Origin of the sequence: Kineococcus sp. NPDC059986 (assembly GCF_040702905.1) — a bacterium.
GTDB lineage: Bacteria > Actinomycetota > Actinomycetes > Actinomycetales > Kineococcaceae > Kineococcus.
In genome coordinates, this window is record NZ_JBFBND010000058.1 from 1 (window position 1) to 20,375 (window position 20,375).

A 20,375-nucleotide genomic window follows, 5' to 3' on the forward strand; every position below is an offset into this window, starting at 1 on the left:
TGCGTGGGGGGGGGGGTTGGTTTTGGTGGGGCGATTGACGGGTCAATCTCCTGGGTTGTGTAATAGTGGATGCCACCACGGAGCAGCGCGTGGACGACGTCGTCCACGCGCGCAGGGGGTCGGCCTAGACCCGGATCACGCAGAGGTTGATGCGTGGCCAGTGCCACGGCGGGGGCCCGCGCCAGGGCGTGGTCGCGATGACCATGCCCAGCCAGGGCGCGCTGAGCCGGTAGGAGGGACGCAGGGCTCGGGCTGCGGCCCAGGCGAACAGGACCAAGAGCAGCGCGATGCCGGCCGACAGGAACGGCACGCAGTCACCCATCGGGTGGTGGTGCTCGTGGTCGGTCCCCGGCGCCTGGACGTGCGTCCCGGCCTGCGTGGGGGAGTGGGCGGCGCCCATCCCGTGGGGCGGGACGACGGGCGCGACGTGGTCCGAGACCGGCATCGGCCCCGACATCGCCGTGCCGGCGTCGTGGACGGCCTCGTGCCCCGCGCTGACGGCGGCGGCGAGGACGTGCATGGCGCTGAGGCCCAGGGTGACGGCGACGACGAGCAGCAGGCGCGACAGGACCGACAGGGTCGCGGCGGGTCTGCTCGCGGCTCTCACGAGATCAGACGTTACCCCCGGGGGGTAGGACGGGCCAGCGGAGTCCCCAGCCCGCCGGAGTACCGAGAAGCTCCTCGGGCGCCAGCCTCACCCGCCGGCGACGTCCTCGCGGGTCAGGACGAACTTCCCCGTCGCACCTGCCTCGACCAGGCGGTGCGCCTCCCACACCGTCGCTTCCGTGATGGGCCGCAGGGTCGAGACGTGTAGGCAGCCGCCCGTCCGTGCCGCTGCATGCTCGACCTCCTGGCGAACACCTGGACCGCTCTCGCGATCGGCGTCCTGGAGGACGGTCCTCACCGGTTCGGTGAGCGGCGTCGCGCAGTGCAGGGCGTCAGCCCGGAGGGCTCTCGGCCTCGCTCAAGCGCTTGGAGAGCGCCGGGTTCGTCGACCGGACGGTGTTCACCGAGGTTCCCGTGCGCGTCGAGTACGCGCTGACGCCCCTCGGGGTCAGTGCCGGCGAACCGTTGGCCCACCTGCGGAACTGGGTGGAGCAGAACGCCACCCGGCCCAGGACGCTCCATGGCACGTCCCGAGGCGCGCACGTGCCACCACCCTGGGGGCGTTCGGCCGGGGGATCCCGGAGGCCTGAGGACGTGACCGACACCGGAGCCGCGCGGGAGTGGGAACCTCGGGGAAATCCTGCCGAGGACCGCTCAGCCGCAGACGTCGTCTCTCGCATCCGCGAACAGTTGGCGGCGATGGTGGCAGGAGACACCGCCGAAGTCGCTGACCTGTTTGACCGCCGACTTCACCCTCACGCACACGACGGGGTACGTGCAGCCGAAGGCGTAGAGGCTGCCGGCCACCGTGTACTGCAGCCACACCGCGTGGCGCCTGCACTTCCTGCAGGACTACGTCCGCCAGGAGGGCACCTGGCTTGCGTCCTGCTCCGTGGTCACCACCTTCTGAAACGGACGCCGACACGTCAGGTGAGACGGCCGGCGTCCAAGATCACTGAGACCAGGGGGAGTGGCGGACGTCCAGCGGGCCGCCTGACCGGTTGTCGGGTGCTCGCCTGCGGAGGTCGGCCCCCTCGGCGTCACCGCGGAGACGTCCCCTCCTGACGCTCGCTCCACCGCTTCGCCCCGGGCTTGGCGCGCCCCCTGGTGCGGTTGCGGTCGATTCTCCTGCCGAGTGAGCAACGCGTCGCACTCGTCTGGGGTCATCGTGTCCATCCGCCACAGGTCTCCTGGCGGACGAGTTCCGGGTGCTCGGACCTCTTCTCGCGCTCGTACTCGGAGTTCGCCTTCTGGTGACACGACTTGCAGACAACGGTACGGCTCCATGCGGTCAGGCTCTCAGAACGCGTCGAGGAGACGTCGCGGTTCGGGTGCCTCGCAGGTCGAGACGGTGAGGTCGCTCATGGCCGCGGAGGTCGGGGCGGTCCGGTGAAAGGAGCAGAGTGAGACGGCCGGTGCTCTGTTCGTCCCACTCCACCTGTCCTGGTCGAAGATCACCGGGACCTGCGGGGGGAGTGGACCAGGGAGTTCACGACCGCGACCGCAAGGACGGGTTGTGCCTGTCCGGGCGACTGCGGCTCGACGGTGCGTCAGGCTGCCGTGGTGAGCAACGAGCTGGGGTCGTGGTCGCCACTGGATGCGGACGAGGTGGCTCGCCTGCTGGGCGGTGCTGAGGTGCCCTGGTGGATCGCCGGTGGGTGGGCGATCGACCTGCACCTGGGCCGGCAGACCCGCCCGCACGAGGACATCGACGTCCTGGTGCTGCGCCCGCACCTTCCCCAGCTGCGCGAGCAGCTGTCCGAGTGGGACCTGCACGTCGCCGACCCGCCGGGCACGCTGCGGCCGTGGCCTGTCTCCGAGGAGCTGCCGTCCGGCGTGCACGACGTCTGGTGCCGGCCCACTCCCGGCGACGACTGGTGCCTGCAGCTGATGATCGACGACCTCGCCGACGACCACCGAGACGAGGGCGGCGACGAGGTGAGTGACGAGCGGGACTGGGTGTACCGGCGGGACCTGCGGATCCGCCGCAACTGGCGAACGTTGAGCGGTCCTGCCTCCATCGTGCAGCGGGCGGTCCTGGCCCCGGAGGTGCAGCTGCTCTACAAGAGCGCCGACCCGCGCGCGAAGGACGAGGACGACTTCGCCCTCACGGCCGGCGCTCTGGACGACTCACGGCGCGCCTGGCTCATCCAGGCTCTCCAGTTGACCGACACGACACACCCCTGGATCGTGCAGCTGCGGTACGCCGCATCGTGGGTGCGCGTGAAGTTCAGGGTGTGCTCGGACTCCAGGACACCACCGTCGGCGGGCGCTCCGGTACCGAGCAGCAGGAGCGGGTCGGGTTGGGCCAAGGCGGTCAGCACGGCGCGGGGGACTCGGCCGAGACGGTTCCGGTGGGGCTGACCCCACACCACGTCGCGCCACTGCTGGGCGCTGAGGTGGTAGCCGTGCACCAGAACCACCGAGGGCGACGAGGTCGACCGGCGGGCTACGTGACTCGTCGGCATGAGGCACTCTTCCAACCTCGCGAGCCTCCACCGAACGTGCGGTGGCCCTCAGCCCTGAGCATCGACACGATGGGGATCCGGTCGCGGAAAACCGCAGTGTGACCGGTGAGACGGAAGCCGTGGCGCTGGTAGAAGCGGATGGCGCGGGCGTTGTAGCTGGCGACTTCCAGGCGCATCGCTTGATCGCCAAGCCAGTCGAGGACGACAGTCATCAAGTGATCCGCCAGCCCTGAACCCTGGTGCTCGCACAGCACGTAGAGGGCGTCGAGCGTCGCAGCCTCCTGACCCGCGTCGTCGTCTCGCCGTCGCGCGGCTGACGTGGGGATGGACGGGGTCGAGTCGGGCCGCGAGGCGTGGACGAAGGCGACGATGTCCGAGCCGTTGCGAGCAACGCGGTAGAGGGTGCCCTCGGGGTTCAGTCGCTGGGCGGTCATCCGTCCCCGGCGGAATTCGTCGGCCGCCGGGGAGGTCCTGGGCATCATCTGCTCATCGATCCACTGCGCGTCGATGCCGCGTTCCGCGTTGGGGTAGGTCTGGTGCCACGACAGCAGCTGCATCCGACCGATCGCGCCGGCCTCGCTGGCGTTCGGCAGGTCGATGACGACGCCGTCGACGTCCACCCGAGAGGCGCGGGTCTCCGAGTCGGTCACGTGAGCACCGTAGCGACGCTGCAGAGGGTCGTGACGTGGGAGCAGGGCATGAGGTGTCGACCACGAAATTTCATAATGTAGATTATCGGCTCACTTGGGAGATGTGGCGGGGCGGCCCAGACAGCCGTACGTGACCCGCAACGCCGACTGTCCGCCCGACGTTCTCGTGCCGACCGCGTGACACCCGGTTCGTGCTCATCGCGCCGCGTGCCACCCGACCCTGATGCGTCCGAACGGATGACGTCTCGCGGGCCCGTCGACGTCGACGTCCCCGTCAACGGGCGTTCGGCGCGGCGACCCCGGGGCGTCTGGACCGTGCATCGGCCTGAACGGCACGCGCCCGACGACCACTGCGCACCGTGGCGACGACGGCCAACTCTCGAACACCGATCGAACACCGGTGGCCACGGGCAGGCGCCGACACCGACCCCGACGACGGCCCACGAACTCCGCATAACGAGGAATATGCGGTGCTTCCATGCGTGACTCCCCCGAACCCGTTGCGCTGCAACGTGATCGCTTGACACGCCACTCCCCCGATGGCTACGCTCAGGCCATGGCTCCCCTGAACCCCGGGGTTCTCGAGTCCCTCACCACTTCCTCCGCCCTGTCGACCGCCGTCCAGGCCTACGAAGTGGCCCGACTCCCCCGCAAGGACTCCCCCCACACCCTCGCCGCGCGCACGCGCGACGTGGCCGGCATCACCCCCCGTCTGGCGGCCGTGGTCGGTGTCGACGCTCCCCTGGTCGCCCACCTGACGACACCCGCGCTGCGTGCGGCCTTCGCCGACTTCGCCCTCGACCACGCCCGCAGTTCCATCGCGCGGTGCTGGTCGACCTGGAACGGTCTGTGCGGGTTCCTCGTCGCCGAGGACGTCCTGCCGGGGAACCCGATGGCCGGCGTCCACCGGCCACGACCCGTCGAGCAGGGTCCGAAGCCGTTGCGCGGCAACGACACCCCGGAGGTCCTCCTGGGTGCGGTGGCCGCGGGTCGACGGGCGCGGGACCCGTGGCCCGAACGCGACCTCGCCGTCGTGGCGACGCTGCTCGTGACGGGTGTCCGCAGTGCCGAGCTGGTCGGCCTGCGGATCGGGGACCTGGCGGGGACGACGGGGGAACGCCGGGTCCGGGTGCGGGGCAAGGGGGGTTCGGAGCGGAGCCTGCCCGTCGAGGAGGCGCTCGGGGAACTCCTGGACCGGTACCTGGCCAGCCGTGCACGACGGTTCCCCGCCGTCCGCGGACCGCGGCTCGACGGCCCCCTGTTCGTCGACACGCAGGGACGTCAGCTGTCCCGCCACCAGCTGCAGTACCTCGTCGAGCAGTGCTACCGCGCCGCAGGGGTCAGCGACCGCGTGCAGCGCGGGGCCCTCGTCCACGCACTGCGTCACACCTTCGCGACACGTGTCGTGGCCGGCGGCGCCAGTGCCGTCGAGGTGATGCGGCTGCTCGGTCACCGCAGCCTGGCGACGTCGCAGCAGTACGTCGACGCCGGGGCGGACGAACTGCGGGCGGCCGCCGCGGCCAGCCGGTCGTACGCGGCGCTCCGGACGCTGGCCGGGGAGCCGTCGACCACGGGATCCGTGCGATGATCCGACCATGGCGACGACGCGGCGCACCCACTGTGCGAACAAGATGCCCTGGCCGGCGGGCAACCACCGCAGTCTCGAGCGGTTCCTCGACGAGGCCGAGCGGGCGGGCACCCTGGACGTGATCGCCGACCACCCGCAGGCGGCGACGGTGCTGGCGTTCGCGCCGCACAGCCTGGACGCCGAGACCGTGGGGACCGTCCTGCGGTTCGCCGAGTCCACCTCCCAGGGGCAGGCGTTCCCGGCCGCGTGGCAGCACTGGCTCGCGGTCAACGAGGGCACCTACGCCGACCAGTCCGAGGCGGCCGCCGCCTTCGCCGAGTTCGCCGAGGCCGTGGACCACGACCACTGGGAAGCCCGCGGTGACGCGCCGCTGGAGGAGACCCTCAACGGCTTCATCGACATCGTCGTCGCCGCCCGCGCCGACGGCACCGACCCGCGGACGGCGCTCGACGCCGCCACGGGCGTCAAGACCGGGGACTGACCCCCGAAAGCTCACGGGACCGTCGCCGGCACAGCCGCGGCGGTCCCGTTGCCGTCTCCTCACCCGTGCCGGACGGCGCCGAGGACCAGTCGCGTCTGCGTGGCCTCGACGCCCGCGTCCCGCTTCAGGCCCCGCACGAAGGCGTCCACGTGCCCGACGCCGGCGACCCGCACCCGCAGCTGGTAGTCCCACGCGCCCGTGACGTGCAGCGCCTCCACGACCGACGGGTGAGCGGCCAGGACGGCCTCCAGGGCCGCGGGGTCGGTGTCCGGCCGCAGCCGGGCGTCGACGAGCAGGTCGAGGCGCGCGTCGGGAGCGGCGGTCTCGTCGACGACCGTCACGAACGCGCGGATGACGCCCTGGGCGCGCAGGCGACGGACCCGGTCGGCGGTGGCGTTGGCGGACAGGCCCACCCGCGACGCGAGGTCGCGGTACGACATCCGCGCATCCTGGCGCAGCAGACTGAGGATGTCGCGGTCCGTGGCGTCCACCCCGCGATCATCGCAGCACGTCCCGGTCCCGCGGCAGCGTCTGCACCTGCACCTGCGCGGCCGACCCTGGCCCGGTGGAACTCACGTGGCTCTCAGCGGTCCTGGCGGGCGTGGTGGCCGGACTCGGCCTCGCGGTGCCGGTCGGCGCGGTCGGCGTCCTGGTGGTCCAGGAGGCCCTGGCCGGAGGCAGGGCCCGCGGTCTGGCCGCCGCGGTGGGCGTCGCCGCCACCGACCTGCTGTACGCGGGCGCAGCGGTGCTCGCCGGCGCGGCGTCGTCCGACGCGATCGGACCGCACGCGGAGCCGGTGCGGTGGCTCGCAGCGGGTGTGCTCGCCGTCGTCGCGGGCCGGGGGCTGCACCGGGTGTGGCGCTCCCGCGGCACGGGTGCGTGGGGACCTGCGGGCGGCCGTCCGGCGCGCCCGGGGGGAGCACCGGGGGTGGCCCTGCGGTTCGCGGCCCTCACCGTGGTCAACCCGGCGACGGTCGTCCACTTCGCGCTCGTCGTCTCCGGGCTGAGCAGGGCGCTGGGGTCGGGGACGGACCGCGTCGGGTTCGTCGTCGGGGTCTTCCTCGGATCGGGGTCCTGGCACGCCGCGCTGGCCGTCACGGCCGCGGCCGTGGGCGGTCGGCTGTCCCCGTCCCCGTCCCCGGCCTCGCGGACGGTGACGGGGCTCGCCGGTCACGGTCTGGTGCTCCTGCTGGCCCTCGGCCTCGCGCTGCGCGGCTGACGGGCCCGCGCCGGGCGGCGGGGGTCAGCCGCGGCGGTCGCGCTGGTAGGCCGTCCAGGCGGCGGTGCAGCGCTCGCACCGGCACTTCAGGTTGCGGTAGCCGTTGGCGCTGCCGTGCCGGGGATCGTCGACGTCGTCGCGGAAGGCCGCGGCGGAGTCGGCGGCCGACGGTCGGGCCGCCGCCGGGCCCAGCCCCAGCTCGGCCCGCCACAGGCGGACGGTCGGGTGGCTGACCCCGAGGAGACGACCGGCTTCCTGTTGCGGCAGAGCGGCGGTGGCCTCGACGGCCTCACGCCAGGTGGCGTGCCCGGCGCGGCGGGCGATCTCGTCTCGGTCGTAGCGGGGCACCGGCGCACCCTACGACCCGGGGACCGGGGGACCCGGGCCCTCAGCGCGGCGGCGCCTCCCCCAGCGCCCGGCGGGAGACCTGCAGCGCCTTGCGGAACGTCTCGCGTTCGCGGACCCCGAGGGTGCGGACCATCTCCGCCTCGATGTCGGCGACGGGGTCGCGCAGGTCGTCCAGGACCCGTTGGGCCAGGGGGGTGAGCGTCAGCAGCATCCGACGCCGGGACCGTTCGTCGACCTGCCGCGCGACGTGCCCCTTGGCCTCGAGGTCGACGACCATCTGGGCCATGGTCTGCGCCCGCACGAAGGAGTTGCGGGCCAGGTCGGCCGACGTCATGCCGGGGTGCCGTTCCAGCACGGTGAGGGCCGTGTACTGCAGCGACGTCAGACCGTGCTCACCCACGACCGCGTCGAGGCGGTTGCGGATGGCGAGCTCCACCTGCTTGATGAGGTACAGCAGGGTCACGTCGGTCTGGCTGGTCACCAGGACATCCAACAGCACGGCCCGGCCGGTGCGTCGGCCACCACCGGGCGCCGGGCCGTGCTCGGGTGGGGACTCAGGCGTAGAACCGGACGAGGAAGTCGACGACGACGGCCGGGCGCTCCTGGCCCTCGATCTCGATGGCGCCCGAGACCGTCAGCTGCACGCCGCCCTTGACCTCGGTGACCTCCTTGAGCGTCCCGGCGAAGCGCACCTGGGAACCGGCCGGGACGGGGGCGGTGAACCGGACGCGGTCCATCCCGTAGTTGACCTTCGTGGTGACGCCCTCGACGTCGAAGACCTCCGACCACAGCGGGATGAGCAGGGAGAGCGTGAGGAACCCGTGGGCGATGGTGCCGCCGAACGGGCCGTCCTTGGCGCGCTCGGGGTCGGTGTGGATCCACTGGTCGTCCTCGGTCGCGACCGCGAAGCGGTCGATGCGTTCCTGGTCGACGAGCAGCCAGCCCGACGGGCCGACCTCGGTGCCGACCAGACCGGCCAGCTCGTCGAAGCGGACGACCTTCTGGGCGGCGGGGGTGGCGGTGTCCTGGGTGCTCATGACTGCTCCTGGGTCTGGTGGGTGGGTTCTGCGGTGAGGCCGAGGATGCGCAACGCGTTCTCGCGCAGGATGAGGGGCCGCACCTCGGGCCGGATCGGGAGGTCGGCGAAGTCCTTCATCCAGACGTCGGGGTGGATGAGGGGGAAGTCGGACCCGAAGAGGACGCGGTCGCGCAGGAACGTGTCCGCGGCCCGCACGAGGTTCGCCGGGAAGTACTTCGGACGCCAGCCCGACAGGTCGATCGCGACGTTCGCCTTGTGGGTCGCGATGGAGATGGCCTCGTCCTGCCAGGGCACCGACGGGTGGGCGAAGACCAGCGACAGGTCGGGGAAGTCGGCCGCGACGTCGTCCAGCAGCATGGGGTCGGAGTAGCGCAGCTTGAACCCGTGACCGCCCCGCACGCCCGCGCCGATGCCCGTCTGTCCCGTGTGGACGACGACCGGCAGCCGCAGGTCGGCCAGGGCCGCCCAGAACGGCCGGAACCGCTCGTCGGAGGGGTCGAAGCCCTGGACCGTCGGGTGCAGCTTGAAACCCCTGGCCCCGTGGTCGTGGACGAGGGAGTGCAGCCGGTCGACCGCGTCGGGCCGGTGCGGGTCCACCGACCCGAAGGGGACGAGCACGTCGGCGTGGTCGGCGGCCTGCCGCACGACCTCCTCGCTCGGGATCGGCGGGTGCCCCAGCTGGTGCTCGGCGTCGACGGTGAACACCACGGCCGCCATCCGGCGCTCGCGGTAGAACTGCGCGATCGAGGCGATGTCCGGGGTCACCCCGTCGGTGCGGAAGTACTGCGCCGCAGCGGCAGCCAGGTCCGGCGGCAGCGAGCAGTGCCCGTGGTCGCCGACCTCCACGTGGACGTGCACGTCGACGGCCGTGACGGCGTCGACGTCGATCTCGGGGCGGTACACCGGACTCAGGCCTTCGGGCGCACGAGGTCGGCGGGCAGTTCGGGGAACCGTTCCCCGACGGACTGCAGGTTCTCCCGCAGCTGCGGGGCGAACTGCGCGGCGATGGTGTCGGCGTCCCAACCGCCGTCGTGGTGGACGCTGAGGACGGGTTCGGGGTGGCTCCAGACCTGCAACCGGTCCCCGCCGGCGCCGAGGACCTGACCGCTGATGCCGTCGGAGGCGTCGGAGGCCAGGAACACGACGAGGCCCGCGACGTCCTCGGGGGTGCCGAAACCGAGGTCGTGCCGGTAGAAGGAGGGGATCGGCTCCCCCGCGTCCATCGCCTCCACGGCGGCCGCGAAGTAGGGCACGGTCCGCGTCATGGCGGTGGCCGCGACGGGGACGACGGCGTTGACGGTGACCTGCGCCTTCTTCATCTCCAGCGCCCAGGTCCGGACCATCCCGACGATCGCGGCCTTGGCGGCGGCGTAGTTCGTCTGCCCGAAGTTCCCGCGCTGACCGGTCGGGGAGCCGATCGTCACGATGCGACCGGCGACGCCGCGGTCCTTGAACGAGGCGTACGCGGCGCGGACGCAGGAGAACGTCCCGCGCACGTGAACGGCCAGGACGGCGTCGAAGTCGTCGTCGGTCATCTTCAGCAGAGACTTGTCGCGCAGGATCCCGGCGTTCGTCACGAGGACGTCGAAGCCGCCGAACTCGGCCAGGGCGGTGTCGACGAGCTGCTGGGCCGTCTCGGCGGAACCGACGGGGTCGACGACGGCCACCGCGCGCCCGCCGGCCGCGGTGATCGCCTCGACGGTGCTGCGTGCGGGGGCCTCCACGGCGTCGTTCACGACCACGGCGGCGCCCGCCCGGGCCAGCGCCACGGCGTAGGCGGCGCCGAGGCCCGCCCCCGCGCCGGTCACGACCGCGACCTTGCCCTGCAACGTGGTGCTCATCTGCTGACTCCTCCTGTGGTGGAACGGGTTCGTGGCGTCCGCTCGGACGCGGGTGGGGTTTCAGAGGACCGTGAAGACCTGGACGTCGACGCGGTGGGGGTGGCGCTGGGCGTCGGCGACGAACACGCGACCGCAGACCCAGGCCCAGTCCGGGGCGGAGCTGGACAGCCGCGGGGTGCAGCGGAAGTAGATCCGGGCGGGGTCGACCTCCTCGCCGCGGGCCAGGGCCGCCAGGTCGGCGGGGTCCCCGCTGCGCACGCCCCGGTTGTGGACCGACAGGCGGTCCCCCGCCGCGGTCTCCACGACGTACTGGGCGTCGAGCACGGTGAACCCGGGGGTGAGGACCTGGTGGTCGGCCCCGCCGGGCAGCACCCGACCGCTCACCCCGCCCGGTCCGTCGAACGTGCCGCCGAGGATGGGCACCATGCGGCGGTGCCCGTCGGCGGCCGGGCCCAGGTCGACGGGGTCCCCGACCTCGACGCGCAGCGTGAACAGTTCCCGCAGGCCGGGCGCGCTCACCGGGCGACCTCGCTGCCGTGAGCGCCGGCCAGGGCGGCTCTCAGCTCAGCCACGTCGGCGGCGGCGCGGTGGCGCAGGTCGACGCGCTTGATCTTGCCGGTGCCCCCCATGGGCAGTGCGTCGACGCAGAACACCCACCGGGGCACCTTGTAGGCCGCGATGCGCGCGCGCAACTGCTCGCGCAGGTCGTCGGGGTCGAGCGTGACGCCGTCCAGGGCGGTGACGTAGGCGGCGCCGACCTCGCCCCAGCGCTCGTCGGCGACGGCGACCAGTGCGGTCGTGGCGACCCCCGGGAGGCTGGCGATGACGGCCTCCACCTCGGCCGGGTAGACGTTCTCGCCGCCGGAGATGAAGAGGTCCTTGAGCCGGTCCACGACGCGGACGCGGCCGTCGGCGTCCACGTCGACGACGTCGCCCGTGCGGTACCAGTCCCCCGCCTCGCCCGTGAAGGCGTCGGCCGTGTCGGCCGGGCGGCCCCAGTAGCCGGAGAAGACGTTCGGTCCGCGCACGAGCAGTTCCGAGGGCGTCGTGGCCGGGTCCAGCGGGACGGGCCGGCCGTCGCTGCCGACGGCCGCGACGTCGACGAAGAAGTGCGGGGCCCCCACCGAGGTCGGCCGAGCGGCACCGTCCGCGGGGGTCTCCATGAACACCCCCGGGGAGGCCTCGGTCATGCCGTAGCCCTGCACGACCTCCACACCGCGGTCGCGCCAGGCGCGGGCGACCCGCTCGACGACCGCGGACCCGCCGTAGACGACGGTCTGCAACGAGGACAGGTCCGCGCCCGGCCAGGCCGGGTGGTCGACCATCATCTGCAGCATCGTGGGGACGCACGAGAAGCTGGTGGCCCCGAACTCCTCGACCGTGCGCAGGAGCACGGCCGCGTCGAACCGCGGCAGGACCTCGACCCGGCCCCCCTTGAGCAGGGTGGGCAGGCTGATCTGCCCGAGCCCGACGGCGTGGAAGAGCGGCGCCGTGCACAACGCCCGTTCGCGGCGGGAGACGTCGACGTGGGTGAGCTGGTTCAGGGTGTTCCAGGTCAGGTTCCCGTGCGTGAGCACCGCGCCCTTGGGGCGGCCGGTGGTGCCCGAGGTGTAGAGCACGACCGCGGGGTCCTCCAGGGAGGCGCCCCCCGCGGGGTCGGCCGGCACGTCGTCCAGCAGCACGTCCTCCAGCAACGCGCCGTCGACGCCGGCCACCGGGCCGAGCGTGAGGACGGTGCGCAACGGGACGTCCTCGGCCACGACGGCCGCCGCGACCGCGTCGACGCCGGGGCCGACGACGAGCACCTCGGTGCCGGAGTCGCGCAGGGCGAAGGCCAGCTCGCGGGCGACGAGGCGGACGTTGAGGGGGACGAAGACGGCCCCCGCGCGGCCGCAGGCGAAGAGCAGCTCGAGCGCAGCGAGGTCGTTGAGCCCCAGGTAGGCGACGCGGTCCCCGCGGGCGACACCGAGGGTGGTGAGGCCCGCGGCCAGCCGGTCGGTGCGGCGGGCGAGCTCACGGTAGGTGCGGGTCCGCGGACCCTGGCTGAGGGCGACGGCGTCGGGGTCGATGCGGGCCCGCCGTGCGGGCCAGGACCCCAGTCCGCGGTCGAGGAGGGTGTCGAAGCCGTCCACGGGCGCTGTGCCTTCTTCCACGTCGTCGGGGATGGTCGTCGGGTCGTGCCACGGCCGGGTGACCGGCCACGGCACGAGTGTGCAGATCGACAGGAATCCTGTCAATCGACGGGTGGAGGGGGCATGCTGTCCGGGTGACCCTCACCTCGCGCACCTTCGAGGTGCTCGCCGCCTTCACCCCCGCCCGCCGCTCCCAGCGGCTCGCGGACGTCGCGGCAGCCACCGGGCTGCCCCTCACGACCACCCACCGCATCGTCGGCGACCTCCTGCGCTGCGGCGCCCTCGAACGCGACCCCGACGGATCCCTGCACGTCGGCCTCCGCCTCTGGGAGATCGGCTCCCTGGCCCCCCGCGGCAACGCCCTGCGCGACGCCGCCCTGCCCTTCCTCGAGGACCTGTACGTCGCCACCCGCGAGAACGTCCAGCTCGCCGTCCGCGAAGGCCTCGAGAGCGTCTTCGTCGAACGCCTCACCGGCCGCGACGCCGTCACCGTCATGACCCGCGTCGGCACCCGCTTCCCCCTCGCCTCCACCGGCGTCGGGCGCGCCCTGCTCGCCCACGCCCCCGCCGACGTCCAGGAGGCCGCCCTCGCCCTGCCCGTCAAGCGCTGGACCCCGTACACCGAGACCGACCCGGCCCACCTGCGCGCCGCCCTCGCCGAGGTCCGGCGCACCGGCGTCGCCGTCAGCGAACGCGAGGTCACCCAGGACGCCGTCTCCGTCGCCGCCCCCGTCCGCGGACCCGACGGGGACGTCGTCGCGGCCGTCTCCCTCGTCGTGCGGCACGGCAGCCTGTCCCCCACCGCCCTCGGCCCCGCCGTCCGCGCCGCCGCGCTCGGCATCTCCCGAGCCCTGGGCGCCCCGCCTTCCGCAGTGCGGAAGTCCCTCTGGCGCGACCACCCCCCGGCGGCGGAGGGTTCGGACCGCCGGGAACCCCCGGCTCCCCAGCGCTGAGGACCAGGAGGCCCACCGTGACCGAGCTCGACGTCCCCGGACGGGTGACCGCCAAGATCTTCCCCCACCCGCTCAACGCCTGGTACGTGGCGGCCTGGGACCACGAGGTCACCGCCAAGGCGCCGACGGCCCGCACCGTCGCCGGCCGCCCCCTCGCCCTCTACCGCACCCAGGACGGGCGCCCCGTCGCCCTCGACGACGCGTGCTGGCACCGCCTCGCCCCCCTGTCCCTCGGCAAGCTCGTCGGCCGCGACGGCATCCAGTGCCCCTACCACGGCCTGCAGTACAACGCCGCCGGCCGCTGCACCGCCATGCCCGCCCAGGCCACCGTCAACCCCAGCGCCCTCGTCACGTCCTACCCCGTCGTCGAGCGGTACCGCTACGTCTGGGTCTGGCCCGGCGACCCCCTGCTCGCCGACGCCGCCACCATCCCCGACATGCACCAGATGGACTCCCCCGAGTGGGCCGGCGACGGCCTCACCATCGAGGCCCCCTGCAACTACCAGCTCGTCCTCGACAACCTCATGGACCTCACCCACGAGGAGTTCGTCCACGGCTCCAGCATCGGCCAGGCCGAACTCAGCGAGAGCGAGTTCACCACCCGCCACGAGGACGACGGCAGCGTCACAGTCACCCGCTGGATGCACGACGTCGAACCCCCGCCGTTCTGGCGCAAGAACATGCGCGACAAGTTCCCCGACTTCGACGGCCGCGTCGACCGCTGGCAGATCATCCACTACTACGCGCCCTCGACCATCTGCATCGACGTCGGCGTCGCCGAAGCCGGCACCGGCGCCCCCGAGGGCGACCGCTCCCGCGGCGTCAACGGCTACGTCATGAACACCATCACGCCCGAGACCGACACCACCTCGCACTACTTCTGGGCGTTCATGCGCAACTACCGCCTCGACAGCCAGCTCATCACCACCCAGCTGCGCGAAGGCGTCAAGGGCGTCTTCGCCGAGGACGAGGCCATGCTCGTCGCCCAGCAGCGCAACATCGACGCCAACCCCGACAAGGTGTTCTACAGCCTCACCGTCGACGCCGGCGGCATGTGGGTCCGCCGCATCCTCGACCGCATGCTCGCCGCCGAGGGCCGCGCCCTGCCCGTCCCCAGCAGCGCCGAGGGCGAACCAGCCCAGGTCGGCTCGTGAGCCCCCGCACCTTCCACGACGCCCGCGTCGTCGAGACCACCGACGTCGCCACCGGCATCCGGCGCGTCGTGCTCGAAACCCCCGCCGGCGCTCGCCGGCGCGCCGACCCCGGGACCCACCTCGACGTCCGCGTCGAGGTCCCCGGCGGACGACCGGAGATCCGCTCCTACTCCGTCGTCGACTCCACCCCCGACGGCTCCCGCCTCGCCCTCACCGTGCACCTGTCGCCGACGAGCCGCGGCGGGTCGGCGTACGTGCACGGCCTGCGCCCCGGGGACAGGCTGCGCTGCACCGGACCCCTGCAGAACTTCCCCGTCCGCATCGGCGCCCAGCGCTACCTCCTCCTGGCCGGCGGGGTCGGCATCACGGCGCTCGCGGCCGCGGCCCGCACCCTGACGCGCCTCGGCGCCGACGTCGAACTCGTCTACGCCGGCCGTTCCCGCGACCGGATGCCCTACCTCGACGACCTGCAGGCCGAGCTCGGGGACCGGGTGCGACCGGCCGTGTCCGCGGAGGGCGGCCGCCTGGACGTCGACGCGCTCGTGGCCCGCACCGCCCGCGAGGCCCCGGGGACCGAGGCCTACGTGTGCGGCCCGCTGGGTCTGCTCGACGCGGTGACGCACGCCTGGCGGCGGCACGCGATGCCGCCCACGGCGTTGCGCTACGAGACGTTCGGCAGTTCCGGCCGGCACTCGGCGCAGCGGTTCCGGGTGCAGCTGCCCGCGCTGGGCCTGGACGCCGTCGTCGAGCCCGGCAGCACCGTGCTGGAGGCGTTGCAGCGCCAGGGCGCCGACCCCATGTACGACTGCCTCAAGGGCGAGTGCGGGTTGTGCGTCCTGCCGGTGCGCGCGGTCGAGGGCCTCGCCGACCACCGCGACGTGTTCCTGTCGCAGGAGCAGCAGGAGGCCGGGAACGCGCTCTGCGTGTGCGTGTCCCGCGTCGCCGCCGGACCGGAGGGGCGCGAACCCCTCCTGGTCCTCGACCTGCCCTGAGACCGGGCCCGGGTCGCGTCAGAAGCGGAAGCGACCCACCAGCGACTGCAGCTGGGTCGAGATCCCCGCGACCTCCTCGGCCGCGCGCTGCGCGTACTCGACGGTCTGCACCGTCGTGCGCGTCGCGTCGGAGACCTCGCGGACCCCGCCGTCCACCCGGTCGGCGCCCGCGGCCGCCTCGGCGATCGAGCGCGCGATCTCCGAGGTCGTCGCGGTCTGCTCCTCGACCGCGGAGGCGATCGTCGTCTGCAGGTCGTTGATGCGGGTGATGACCTCGGCGATCGAGCCGATCGCGGACACCGCACCGGTCGTGTCGTCCTGGATGGCCTGCACCTGGCGGGCGATGTCCTCGGTGGCGCGGGCGGTCTGCTGAGCGAGCTCCTTGACCTCGCCGGCGACGACGGCGAAACCCTTGCCCATCTCCCCGGCCCGGGCCGCCTCGATGGTGGCGTTGAGGGCCAGCAGGTTCGTCTGCTCGGCGATCGCCGTGATGACCTTGACGACGGAACCGATCTGGGCGGACGACTCACCGAGTCGCGAGACCGTCGCGGTCGTGTCGTCGGCGACCTGGACCGCCTGCGCCGCAACGCTCGTCGCGTCGGCGGCGGAGGAGGAGATCTCGCGGATCGCCGACCCCATCTCGTCCGCACCGGCGCCGATCGCCTGCAGGTTCGTGGCCACCGAGGCGACGTCGCCGGCGACGAGCTCGACGCTGCGGCCCGTGCGCTGCGAGGCGCTGCCGGCCTCGAGGCTGCGGTCGGCCAGCGTGCTGGAGGTGCGTCCCAGGGTGCCGGCACCGTCGGCGACGGAGGCGATGTCCACGCGCAGCTGCGCCAGCGCCCGGTCCAGGGCGGCGGCCGCGCGGCCGAGCTCGTCGGACTTGTCGATGCCGCTGCTCGCGGTCAGGTCACCGCGTTCGAGCGCCTGGGCGACCTCGACGATGGCCTGGGCGTCGGAGCGGATGCGGCGCACGGTGAGGGTGACGACGCCGGCGGAGACCGCGAAACCGACCGTGAGCAGACCCGCGGTGAACAACAGGGCCTTCTCGGCCTGAGCCCGACCGTCGGAGACGGCGGCGGCGACGGCGGCGTCCGCGCTCGCGCTGAGGGTCGTGATGTCCTTGCCGAACCCCGTCTGCGCGGCGTCGTAGGCCTGGTTGGCGGCCGCCGCCGACGCGGCGTCCTTGGCCGCGAGGATCTGCTGCCCGGCCGCCTCACCGGCCTCGTACTGCGCGCGCAGGTCCGCGACCAGACCCTGCTCGGAGGCCGGGACGAGGGCGGCGAGCTGGGTGATGCCGGCGGTGACGTCGGCCCGGCGCTTCTCCAGCTGCGGGGCCACGACCGGTCCCTGCCCGGGCACGAAGGCACCGCTCAACGCCAGGGTGGCGATGTCGCTGCTCGCGAGTTCGATGGCCCGCACGGTGGTCTGGCGCTGCAGGGGCCCCTTGGCCAGGTCGTCGATGTCCTGGGACACCGACCGCGTCGCCAGCACCCCGCAGGTGCCGGTGGCGACGGCCACCACGGCCAGCGATGCTGCGGCCCCCACGATCCGGGTGGTCAACGACACGGTTCAGCACTCCCCTTCACGACGGACGATGCTGGTCCATCGGCAGTCCGGGGCGAGCGCTTGAGTCGTCTCAGACGCGATCGGCAGGGGGCGTCGGCGGGGGTGTCAGCAGGTCGCCACGAACCGCCGCAGCACGCGCACGCCGAACTCCAGCGCGTCGACCGGGACGCGTTCGTCGACGCCGTGGAACATGCCCGCGAAGTCCATCCCCGCAGGCAGTCGCAGGGGGGCGAAGCCGTACCCGCGGATGCCCAGGTGCGAGAACGACTTGTTGTCCGTCCCGCCCGACAGGCAGTACGGCAGCACCGACGCGCCCGGGTCCTCGGCCTCGAGCGCGGCGCGCATCCGGTCCACGAGCGGCGCCGCGAACTCCGTCTCCAGGGCCACGGACTCGTTGACGACCTCGACGTCCACGCGGTCCCCGGCCAGTTCCCGGATCGTCGCCATGAGCTCCTCCTGCCGGCCGGGCAGGAACCGGGTGTCGATGAGCGCGGTCGCGGTGCCGGGGATGACGTTGTGCTTGTACCCGGCCTCCAGGACCGTCGGGTTCGCGGTGTTCTGCAGCGTGGCGCCGACCCAGCGTGCGGTCGTGCCGAGGGTGGCGAGCAGGGCCGAGGGGTCCTCCTCGTCGAACCGGACCCCGGTGATCTCCGAGACGCCCTCGAGGAACTGGCGCACCGTGGCGGTGTACTCCAACGGCCACGTGTGCCCGCCGATGCGGGTGACGGCCGCGCACAACCGCGTCACGGCGTTGTCGGTGCCGACCTGGGAACCGTGACCGGCGCGGCCGTGGGCGACGAGGCGCAACCAGGCCAGGCCCTTCTCGGCGGTCTGCAGCAGGTACGTCCGGTGGCCGTCGAGGTCGACGGAGAAACCCCCGACCTCGCTCACGGCCTCGGTGACGCCCTCGAACAGGTCGGCGCGGTTCTCCACGAGCCACTGCGCACCCTCGACCCCGGCGGCCTCCTCGTCGGCGAGGAAGGCGAACACCAGGTCCCGCGGCGGACGCGTGCCGGCGCGGGCGGTCTCGCGCAGGACGGCGAGCAGCATCGCGTCCATGTCCTTCATGTCGACCGCGCCGCGACCCCACAGGCAGCCGTCGGCCACCTCACCGCTGAACGGGTCGACCTTCCAGTCCGCCGCGCGGGCGGGGACGACGTCGAGGTGCCCGTGCAGCAGCAGCGCACCGCGTTCGGCCGTGCCCCGTTCGTCGCCCGGAACCCGGACGACGACGTTCCCGCGGCCCGGGAACCCCTCGACGTACTCCGGCTGCAGACCGACCTCGTGGAGGAGTTCCGCCACGTGCTCGGCGGCCACGCGTTCCCCCGGGCCGGAGCCGTCGCCGTAGTTCGAGGTGTCGATGCGGATCAGGTCGCGACAGAGGTCGAGGACCTCGTCCTCGGCCGGAGGGGTGCCCTGCGAGGTGCTGGTGTCGGCGCTCACCCCCGCAACCGTAGCCGGTAGCGTCCCGGTCCCATGGACGACTGGTCGGTGACGACTCCCCGCGGGCTCACGGACACCGTGCACGACACGATCCTCGAACTCCTCATGAACCGCGGGCTCGAACCCGGGTCCGCGCTGCGCACCCAGACCCTCGCCGACCGGCTCGGCGTCTCGGCCACCCCGGTCCGCGAGGCCCTGGCCCGGCTCGAGGGGTCCGGCCTCGTCGTGCGCAGCGCCCGGCGCGGGTACCGGGCCGCCCCGCTGCTGTCCAGCGAGGAGCTGGGCCAGCTCGTCGACGTGCGCCTGCTGGTGGAGCCGGGCAACGCCGAGAGGGCGTGCGCCCGGACCGACGACGCCTTCGTCACGCGGTTGTGGGCGGCGGTCGAGGAGCAGCGGCAGGCCCCGACGGGTCCGGGCTACTCCGGCTTCAAGCACTACCTGGAGGCCGACTGGTCCTTCCACGAGCTGCTGGCCGAGGGGACGGGCAACCCCTTCATCGTCCGCACGCTCGACTCCTTCCGCGGCTTCGTGCAGCGCCTGCACCAGGTCGAGGAGCGGGTCACCGACGCGCAGGAGAGCGTCGCCGAGCACGAGGCGATCGTGCGGGCCTTCGAGGACCGCGACCCGACGGCCGCCGCGGAGGCCATGCGGGTGCACCTGCGGAGGGTGCTGGAGCGCGCGGTCGAGTGACACGCGGCGGGGCACTCGCCAAGCTCCATGATTTTCTATAGAATCCTTGGCACGACGACCTCAGGAGTGAGTGAGAACGTGAGCGACGACGCCACCCGCGTGTTCGACGGCTTCCCCGACGTGCTGACCCGCCAGAACTGGCCGATCACGGTGCCGATGATGCCGCACCCGCACGTCCTCCCGGACGGCACGACGGTGCAGGAGCAGTCGGCCGAGGGGTGGGCGGCGACCTTCGAGGTCATGACGGACGCCGGTTACACCTGCATCGACCCGACGGACACCTGGATCCGCATCGCGGACCTGTCCCCGCAGCGCCAGCAGGAGTTCGCCCGCACCGTGCGGGCCGCGGGTCTGCAGATCCCCGCGTTCTCGACCTCGCGCCGCTCGGTCATGGACCACGAGAAGGCCGACGAGAACCTCGCGTACTCCCACCGCGCCATCGACGCGTGCGCCGCGATCGGCATCCCCGTCGTGAACTTCGGGTTCATGCGCGGCTTCACGCCCGCCCAGGCCAAGGCCCTGTGGTTCTGGCTCGAGCCCGGCTACGCCGACGACTTCAGCGACGACGTGCGCTCCGTGGCCGTGGGCAAGGTCAAGGAACTCGCGCAGCACGCCCAGGAGGTCGGGGTGCAGATCGCGCTGGAGATGTACGAGGACACCTACCTCGGCACCGCCGACCGCATGGTCCAGTTCGTCCAGGACGTCGGCTACGACAACGTCGGCCTCAACCCCGACTTCGGCAACATCCTGCGCCTGCACCGCGAGGTGGAGCCGTGGGAGGAGATCGCCGCCAAGACGTTCCCGTACACGAACTACTGGCACCTCAAGAACTACTACCGCGACGAGGAACCCTCGACCGGTTCGGTGCGCACGCACCCGGCTCCCCTGGAGTTCGGGACGATCAACTACCGCAAGGCCATCACGATGGCCCTCGACGCCGGTTTCCGCGGCGCCTTCTGCGTGGAACACTACGGCGGCGACAGCATCAGCGTCGGTGCGACCAACCGCGAGTACATCCGTCGGGTCCTGCCCAAGGAGACCCCGTTCCAGCCGTTCAGCAGCGGCGCTGCGAAGCACTGAGCGATCGAAGGAGACCGTCCAGATGACCAAGATCTTCGGTGACCCGTCGGAGTTCGTCGACGACTCCGTCGCCGGTTTCGTCGACCTGTACTCCCACTTCGTCCAGCCCGTCCCCCACGGGGTGA

At 72.8% G+C, this 20,375-nt stretch carries 22 protein-coding genes; 10 read left to right on the plus strand and 12 right to left on the minus strand.

Features of this window, described 5'->3' with window-relative positions:
* Positions 1 to 124: 124 nt before the first annotated feature.
* Positions 125 to 607: a hypothetical protein gene (locus tag AB0637_RS23990; protein ID WP_366175243.1), complete on the minus strand. Its 483-nt coding sequence runs from the start codon at positions 605 to 607 to the stop codon at positions 125 to 127.
* A 395-nt stretch (positions 608 to 1,002) separates the two neighbouring features.
* Here AB0637_RS23990 and AB0637_RS23995 point away from each other — a divergent pair, with 395 nt between their 5' ends.
* Together AB0637_RS23995 and AB0637_RS24000 are read left to right on the plus strand one after the other, a co-directional pair.
* Positions 1,003 to 1,671 (plus strand): hypothetical protein, encoded by a 669-nt coding sequence (locus AB0637_RS23995; protein ID WP_366175271.1) that lies wholly within the window; start codon positions 1,003 to 1,005, stop codon positions 1,669 to 1,671.
* Positions 1,672 to 2,169: 498 nt separating this feature from the next.
* The gene (locus tag AB0637_RS24000) at positions 2,170 to 2,970 is read left to right on the plus strand and encodes an amino acid transporter (RefSeq protein WP_366175244.1); all 801 of its coding nucleotides are present in this window, start codon (positions 2,170 to 2,172) and stop codon (positions 2,968 to 2,970) included.
* 85 nt (positions 2,971 to 3,055) lie between these two features.
* Here AB0637_RS24000 and AB0637_RS24005 read toward each other — a convergent pair whose 3' ends face one another.
* Positions 3,056 to 3,724: a GNAT family N-acetyltransferase gene (locus AB0637_RS24005; RefSeq protein WP_366175245.1), complete on the minus strand. Its 669-nt coding sequence runs from the start codon at positions 3,722 to 3,724 to the stop codon at positions 3,056 to 3,058.
* Between the two features lie 556 nt (positions 3,725 to 4,280).
* Here AB0637_RS24005 and AB0637_RS24010 point away from each other — a divergent pair.
* Both AB0637_RS24010 and AB0637_RS24015 read left to right on the plus strand, forming a co-directional pair.
* The gene (locus AB0637_RS24010; RefSeq protein WP_366175246.1) at positions 4,281 to 5,312 is read left to right on the plus strand and encodes a tyrosine-type recombinase/integrase; all 1,032 of its coding nucleotides are present in this window, start codon (positions 4,281 to 4,283) and stop codon (positions 5,310 to 5,312) included.
* 7 nt (positions 5,313 to 5,319) lie between these two features.
* Entirely contained in the window at positions 5,320 to 5,793 is a 474-nt protein-coding gene (locus AB0637_RS24015; RefSeq protein ID WP_366175247.1) for a hypothetical protein, read from the plus strand.
* 59 nt (positions 5,794 to 5,852) lie between these two features.
* Here the strand turns inward: AB0637_RS24015 and AB0637_RS24020 are convergent, their stop codons facing one another.
* On the minus strand, positions 5,853 to 6,284 hold the full coding sequence (locus AB0637_RS24020; RefSeq protein WP_366175249.1) for an Lrp/AsnC family transcriptional regulator: 432 nt from the start codon (positions 6,282 to 6,284) through the stop codon (positions 5,853 to 5,855).
* A 74-nt stretch (positions 6,285 to 6,358) separates the two neighbouring features.
* Between AB0637_RS24020 and AB0637_RS24025 the strand changes: the two genes are divergently transcribed.
* Entirely contained in the window at positions 6,359 to 7,012 is a 654-nt protein-coding gene (locus AB0637_RS24025) for a LysE family transporter (RefSeq protein ID WP_366175250.1), read from the plus strand.
* A gap of 24 nt (positions 7,013 to 7,036) precedes the next feature.
* On the opposite strand, the gene AB0637_RS24030 is transcribed toward AB0637_RS24025, so the two are convergent.
* The 7 genes from AB0637_RS24030 to AB0637_RS24060 form a co-directional block, all read right to left on the minus strand.
* Positions 7,037 to 7,360 carry a hypothetical protein gene (locus tag AB0637_RS24030; protein WP_366175251.1) on the minus strand — a complete coding sequence of 108 codons (324 nt, stop codon included), beginning with the start codon at positions 7,358 to 7,360 and terminating at the stop codon, positions 7,037 to 7,039.
* 40 nt (positions 7,361 to 7,400) lie between these two features.
* On the minus strand, positions 7,401 to 7,841 hold the full coding sequence (locus AB0637_RS24035; RefSeq protein WP_366175252.1) for a MarR family transcriptional regulator: 441 nt from the start codon (positions 7,839 to 7,841) through the stop codon (positions 7,401 to 7,403).
* A gap of 73 nt (positions 7,842 to 7,914) precedes the next feature.
* On the minus strand, positions 7,915 to 8,397 hold the full coding sequence (locus tag AB0637_RS24040; protein WP_366175253.1) for a MaoC family dehydratase: 483 nt from the start codon (positions 8,395 to 8,397) through the stop codon (positions 7,915 to 7,917).
* Positions 8,394 to 9,302 carry an amidohydrolase family protein gene (locus AB0637_RS24045; RefSeq protein ID WP_366175254.1) on the minus strand — a complete coding sequence of 303 codons (909 nt, stop codon included), beginning with the start codon at positions 9,300 to 9,302 and terminating at the stop codon, positions 8,394 to 8,396. The genes AB0637_RS24040 and AB0637_RS24045 overlap by 4 nt, the downstream gene beginning before the upstream one ends.
* Before the next feature lie 5 nt (positions 9,303 to 9,307).
* Positions 9,308 to 10,240 (minus strand): SDR family oxidoreductase, encoded by a 933-nt coding sequence (locus tag AB0637_RS24050; RefSeq protein WP_366175255.1) that lies wholly within the window; start codon positions 10,238 to 10,240, stop codon positions 9,308 to 9,310.
* 60 nt (positions 10,241 to 10,300) lie between these two features.
* Complete coding sequence (locus AB0637_RS24055; RefSeq protein ID WP_366175257.1) at positions 10,301 to 10,759, minus strand: DUF3237 family protein; 459 nt, start codon at positions 10,757 to 10,759, stop codon at positions 10,301 to 10,303.
* A complete protein-coding gene (locus AB0637_RS24060; protein ID WP_366175258.1) occupies positions 10,756 to 12,372 on the minus strand; it encodes a long-chain fatty acid--CoA ligase in 1,617 nt (538 codons plus the stop codon). Before AB0637_RS24060 ends, AB0637_RS24055 begins: the two co-directional genes overlap by 4 nt.
* Before the next feature lie 134 nt (positions 12,373 to 12,506).
* Between AB0637_RS24060 and AB0637_RS24065 the strand changes: the two genes are divergently transcribed.
* From AB0637_RS24065 to AB0637_RS24075, 3 genes are read left to right on the plus strand one after another with little or no spacing between them, the layout of a single operon-like run.
* Positions 12,507 to 13,325: an IclR family transcriptional regulator gene (locus tag AB0637_RS24065; RefSeq protein ID WP_366175259.1), complete on the plus strand. Its 819-nt coding sequence runs from the start codon at positions 12,507 to 12,509 to the stop codon at positions 13,323 to 13,325.
* A gap of 17 nt (positions 13,326 to 13,342) precedes the next feature.
* Positions 13,343 to 14,479: an aromatic ring-hydroxylating dioxygenase subunit alpha gene (locus tag AB0637_RS24070; protein WP_366175261.1), complete on the plus strand. Its 1,137-nt coding sequence runs from the start codon at positions 13,343 to 13,345 to the stop codon at positions 14,477 to 14,479.
* Positions 14,476 to 15,471: a PDR/VanB family oxidoreductase gene (locus AB0637_RS24075; protein ID WP_366175263.1), complete on the plus strand. Its 996-nt coding sequence runs from the start codon at positions 14,476 to 14,478 to the stop codon at positions 15,469 to 15,471. The genes AB0637_RS24070 and AB0637_RS24075 overlap by 4 nt, the downstream gene beginning before the upstream one ends.
* 18 nt (positions 15,472 to 15,489) lie before the next feature.
* Here the strand turns inward: AB0637_RS24075 and AB0637_RS24080 are convergent, their stop codons facing one another.
* Together AB0637_RS24080 and AB0637_RS24085 are read right to left on the minus strand one after the other, a co-directional pair.
* Positions 15,490 to 17,037, minus strand: a complete 1,548-nt coding sequence (locus tag AB0637_RS24080; RefSeq protein ID WP_366175265.1) for a methyl-accepting chemotaxis protein — start codon at positions 17,035 to 17,037, stop codon at positions 15,490 to 15,492.
* A gap of 105 nt (positions 17,038 to 17,142) precedes the next feature.
* Positions 17,143 to 18,480: a M20/M25/M40 family metallo-hydrolase gene (locus AB0637_RS24085; protein WP_366175267.1), complete on the minus strand. Its 1,338-nt coding sequence runs from the start codon at positions 18,478 to 18,480 to the stop codon at positions 17,143 to 17,145.
* Between the two features lie 33 nt (positions 18,481 to 18,513).
* Between AB0637_RS24085 and AB0637_RS24090 the strand changes: the two genes are divergently transcribed.
* Entirely contained in the window at positions 18,514 to 19,170 is a 657-nt protein-coding gene (locus tag AB0637_RS24090) for a GntR family transcriptional regulator (RefSeq protein WP_366175269.1), read from the plus strand.
* Positions 19,171 to 19,248: 78 nt separating this feature from the next.
* Positions 19,249 to 20,250: a sugar phosphate isomerase/epimerase family protein gene (locus AB0637_RS24095; protein WP_366175270.1), complete on the plus strand. Its 1,002-nt coding sequence runs from the start codon at positions 19,249 to 19,251 to the stop codon at positions 20,248 to 20,250.
* The last annotated feature ends 125 nt before the right edge of the window (positions 20,251 to 20,375 follow it).

Excerpts from the sequence above, each read along its gene's own strand:
- AB0637_RS24010 (WP_366175246.1), top strand. The coding sequence starts at position 4,281 with ATGGCTCCCCTGAACCCCGGGGTTCTCGAGTCCCTCACCACTTCCTCC.
- AB0637_RS24015 (WP_366175247.1), top strand. The coding sequence starts at position 5,320 with ATGGCGACGACGCGGCGCACCCACTGTGCGAACAAGATGCCCTGGCCG.
- AB0637_RS24040 (WP_366175253.1), bottom strand. The coding sequence starts at position 8,397 with ATGAGCACCCAGGACACCGCCACCCCCGCCGCCCAGAAGGTCGTCCGC.
- AB0637_RS24050 (WP_366175255.1), bottom strand. The coding sequence starts at position 10,240 with ATGAGCACCACGTTGCAGGGCAAGGTCGCGGTCGTGACCGGCGCGGGG.
- AB0637_RS24090 (WP_366175269.1), top strand. The coding sequence starts at position 18,514 with ATGGACGACTGGTCGGTGACGACTCCCCGCGGGCTCACGGACACCGTG.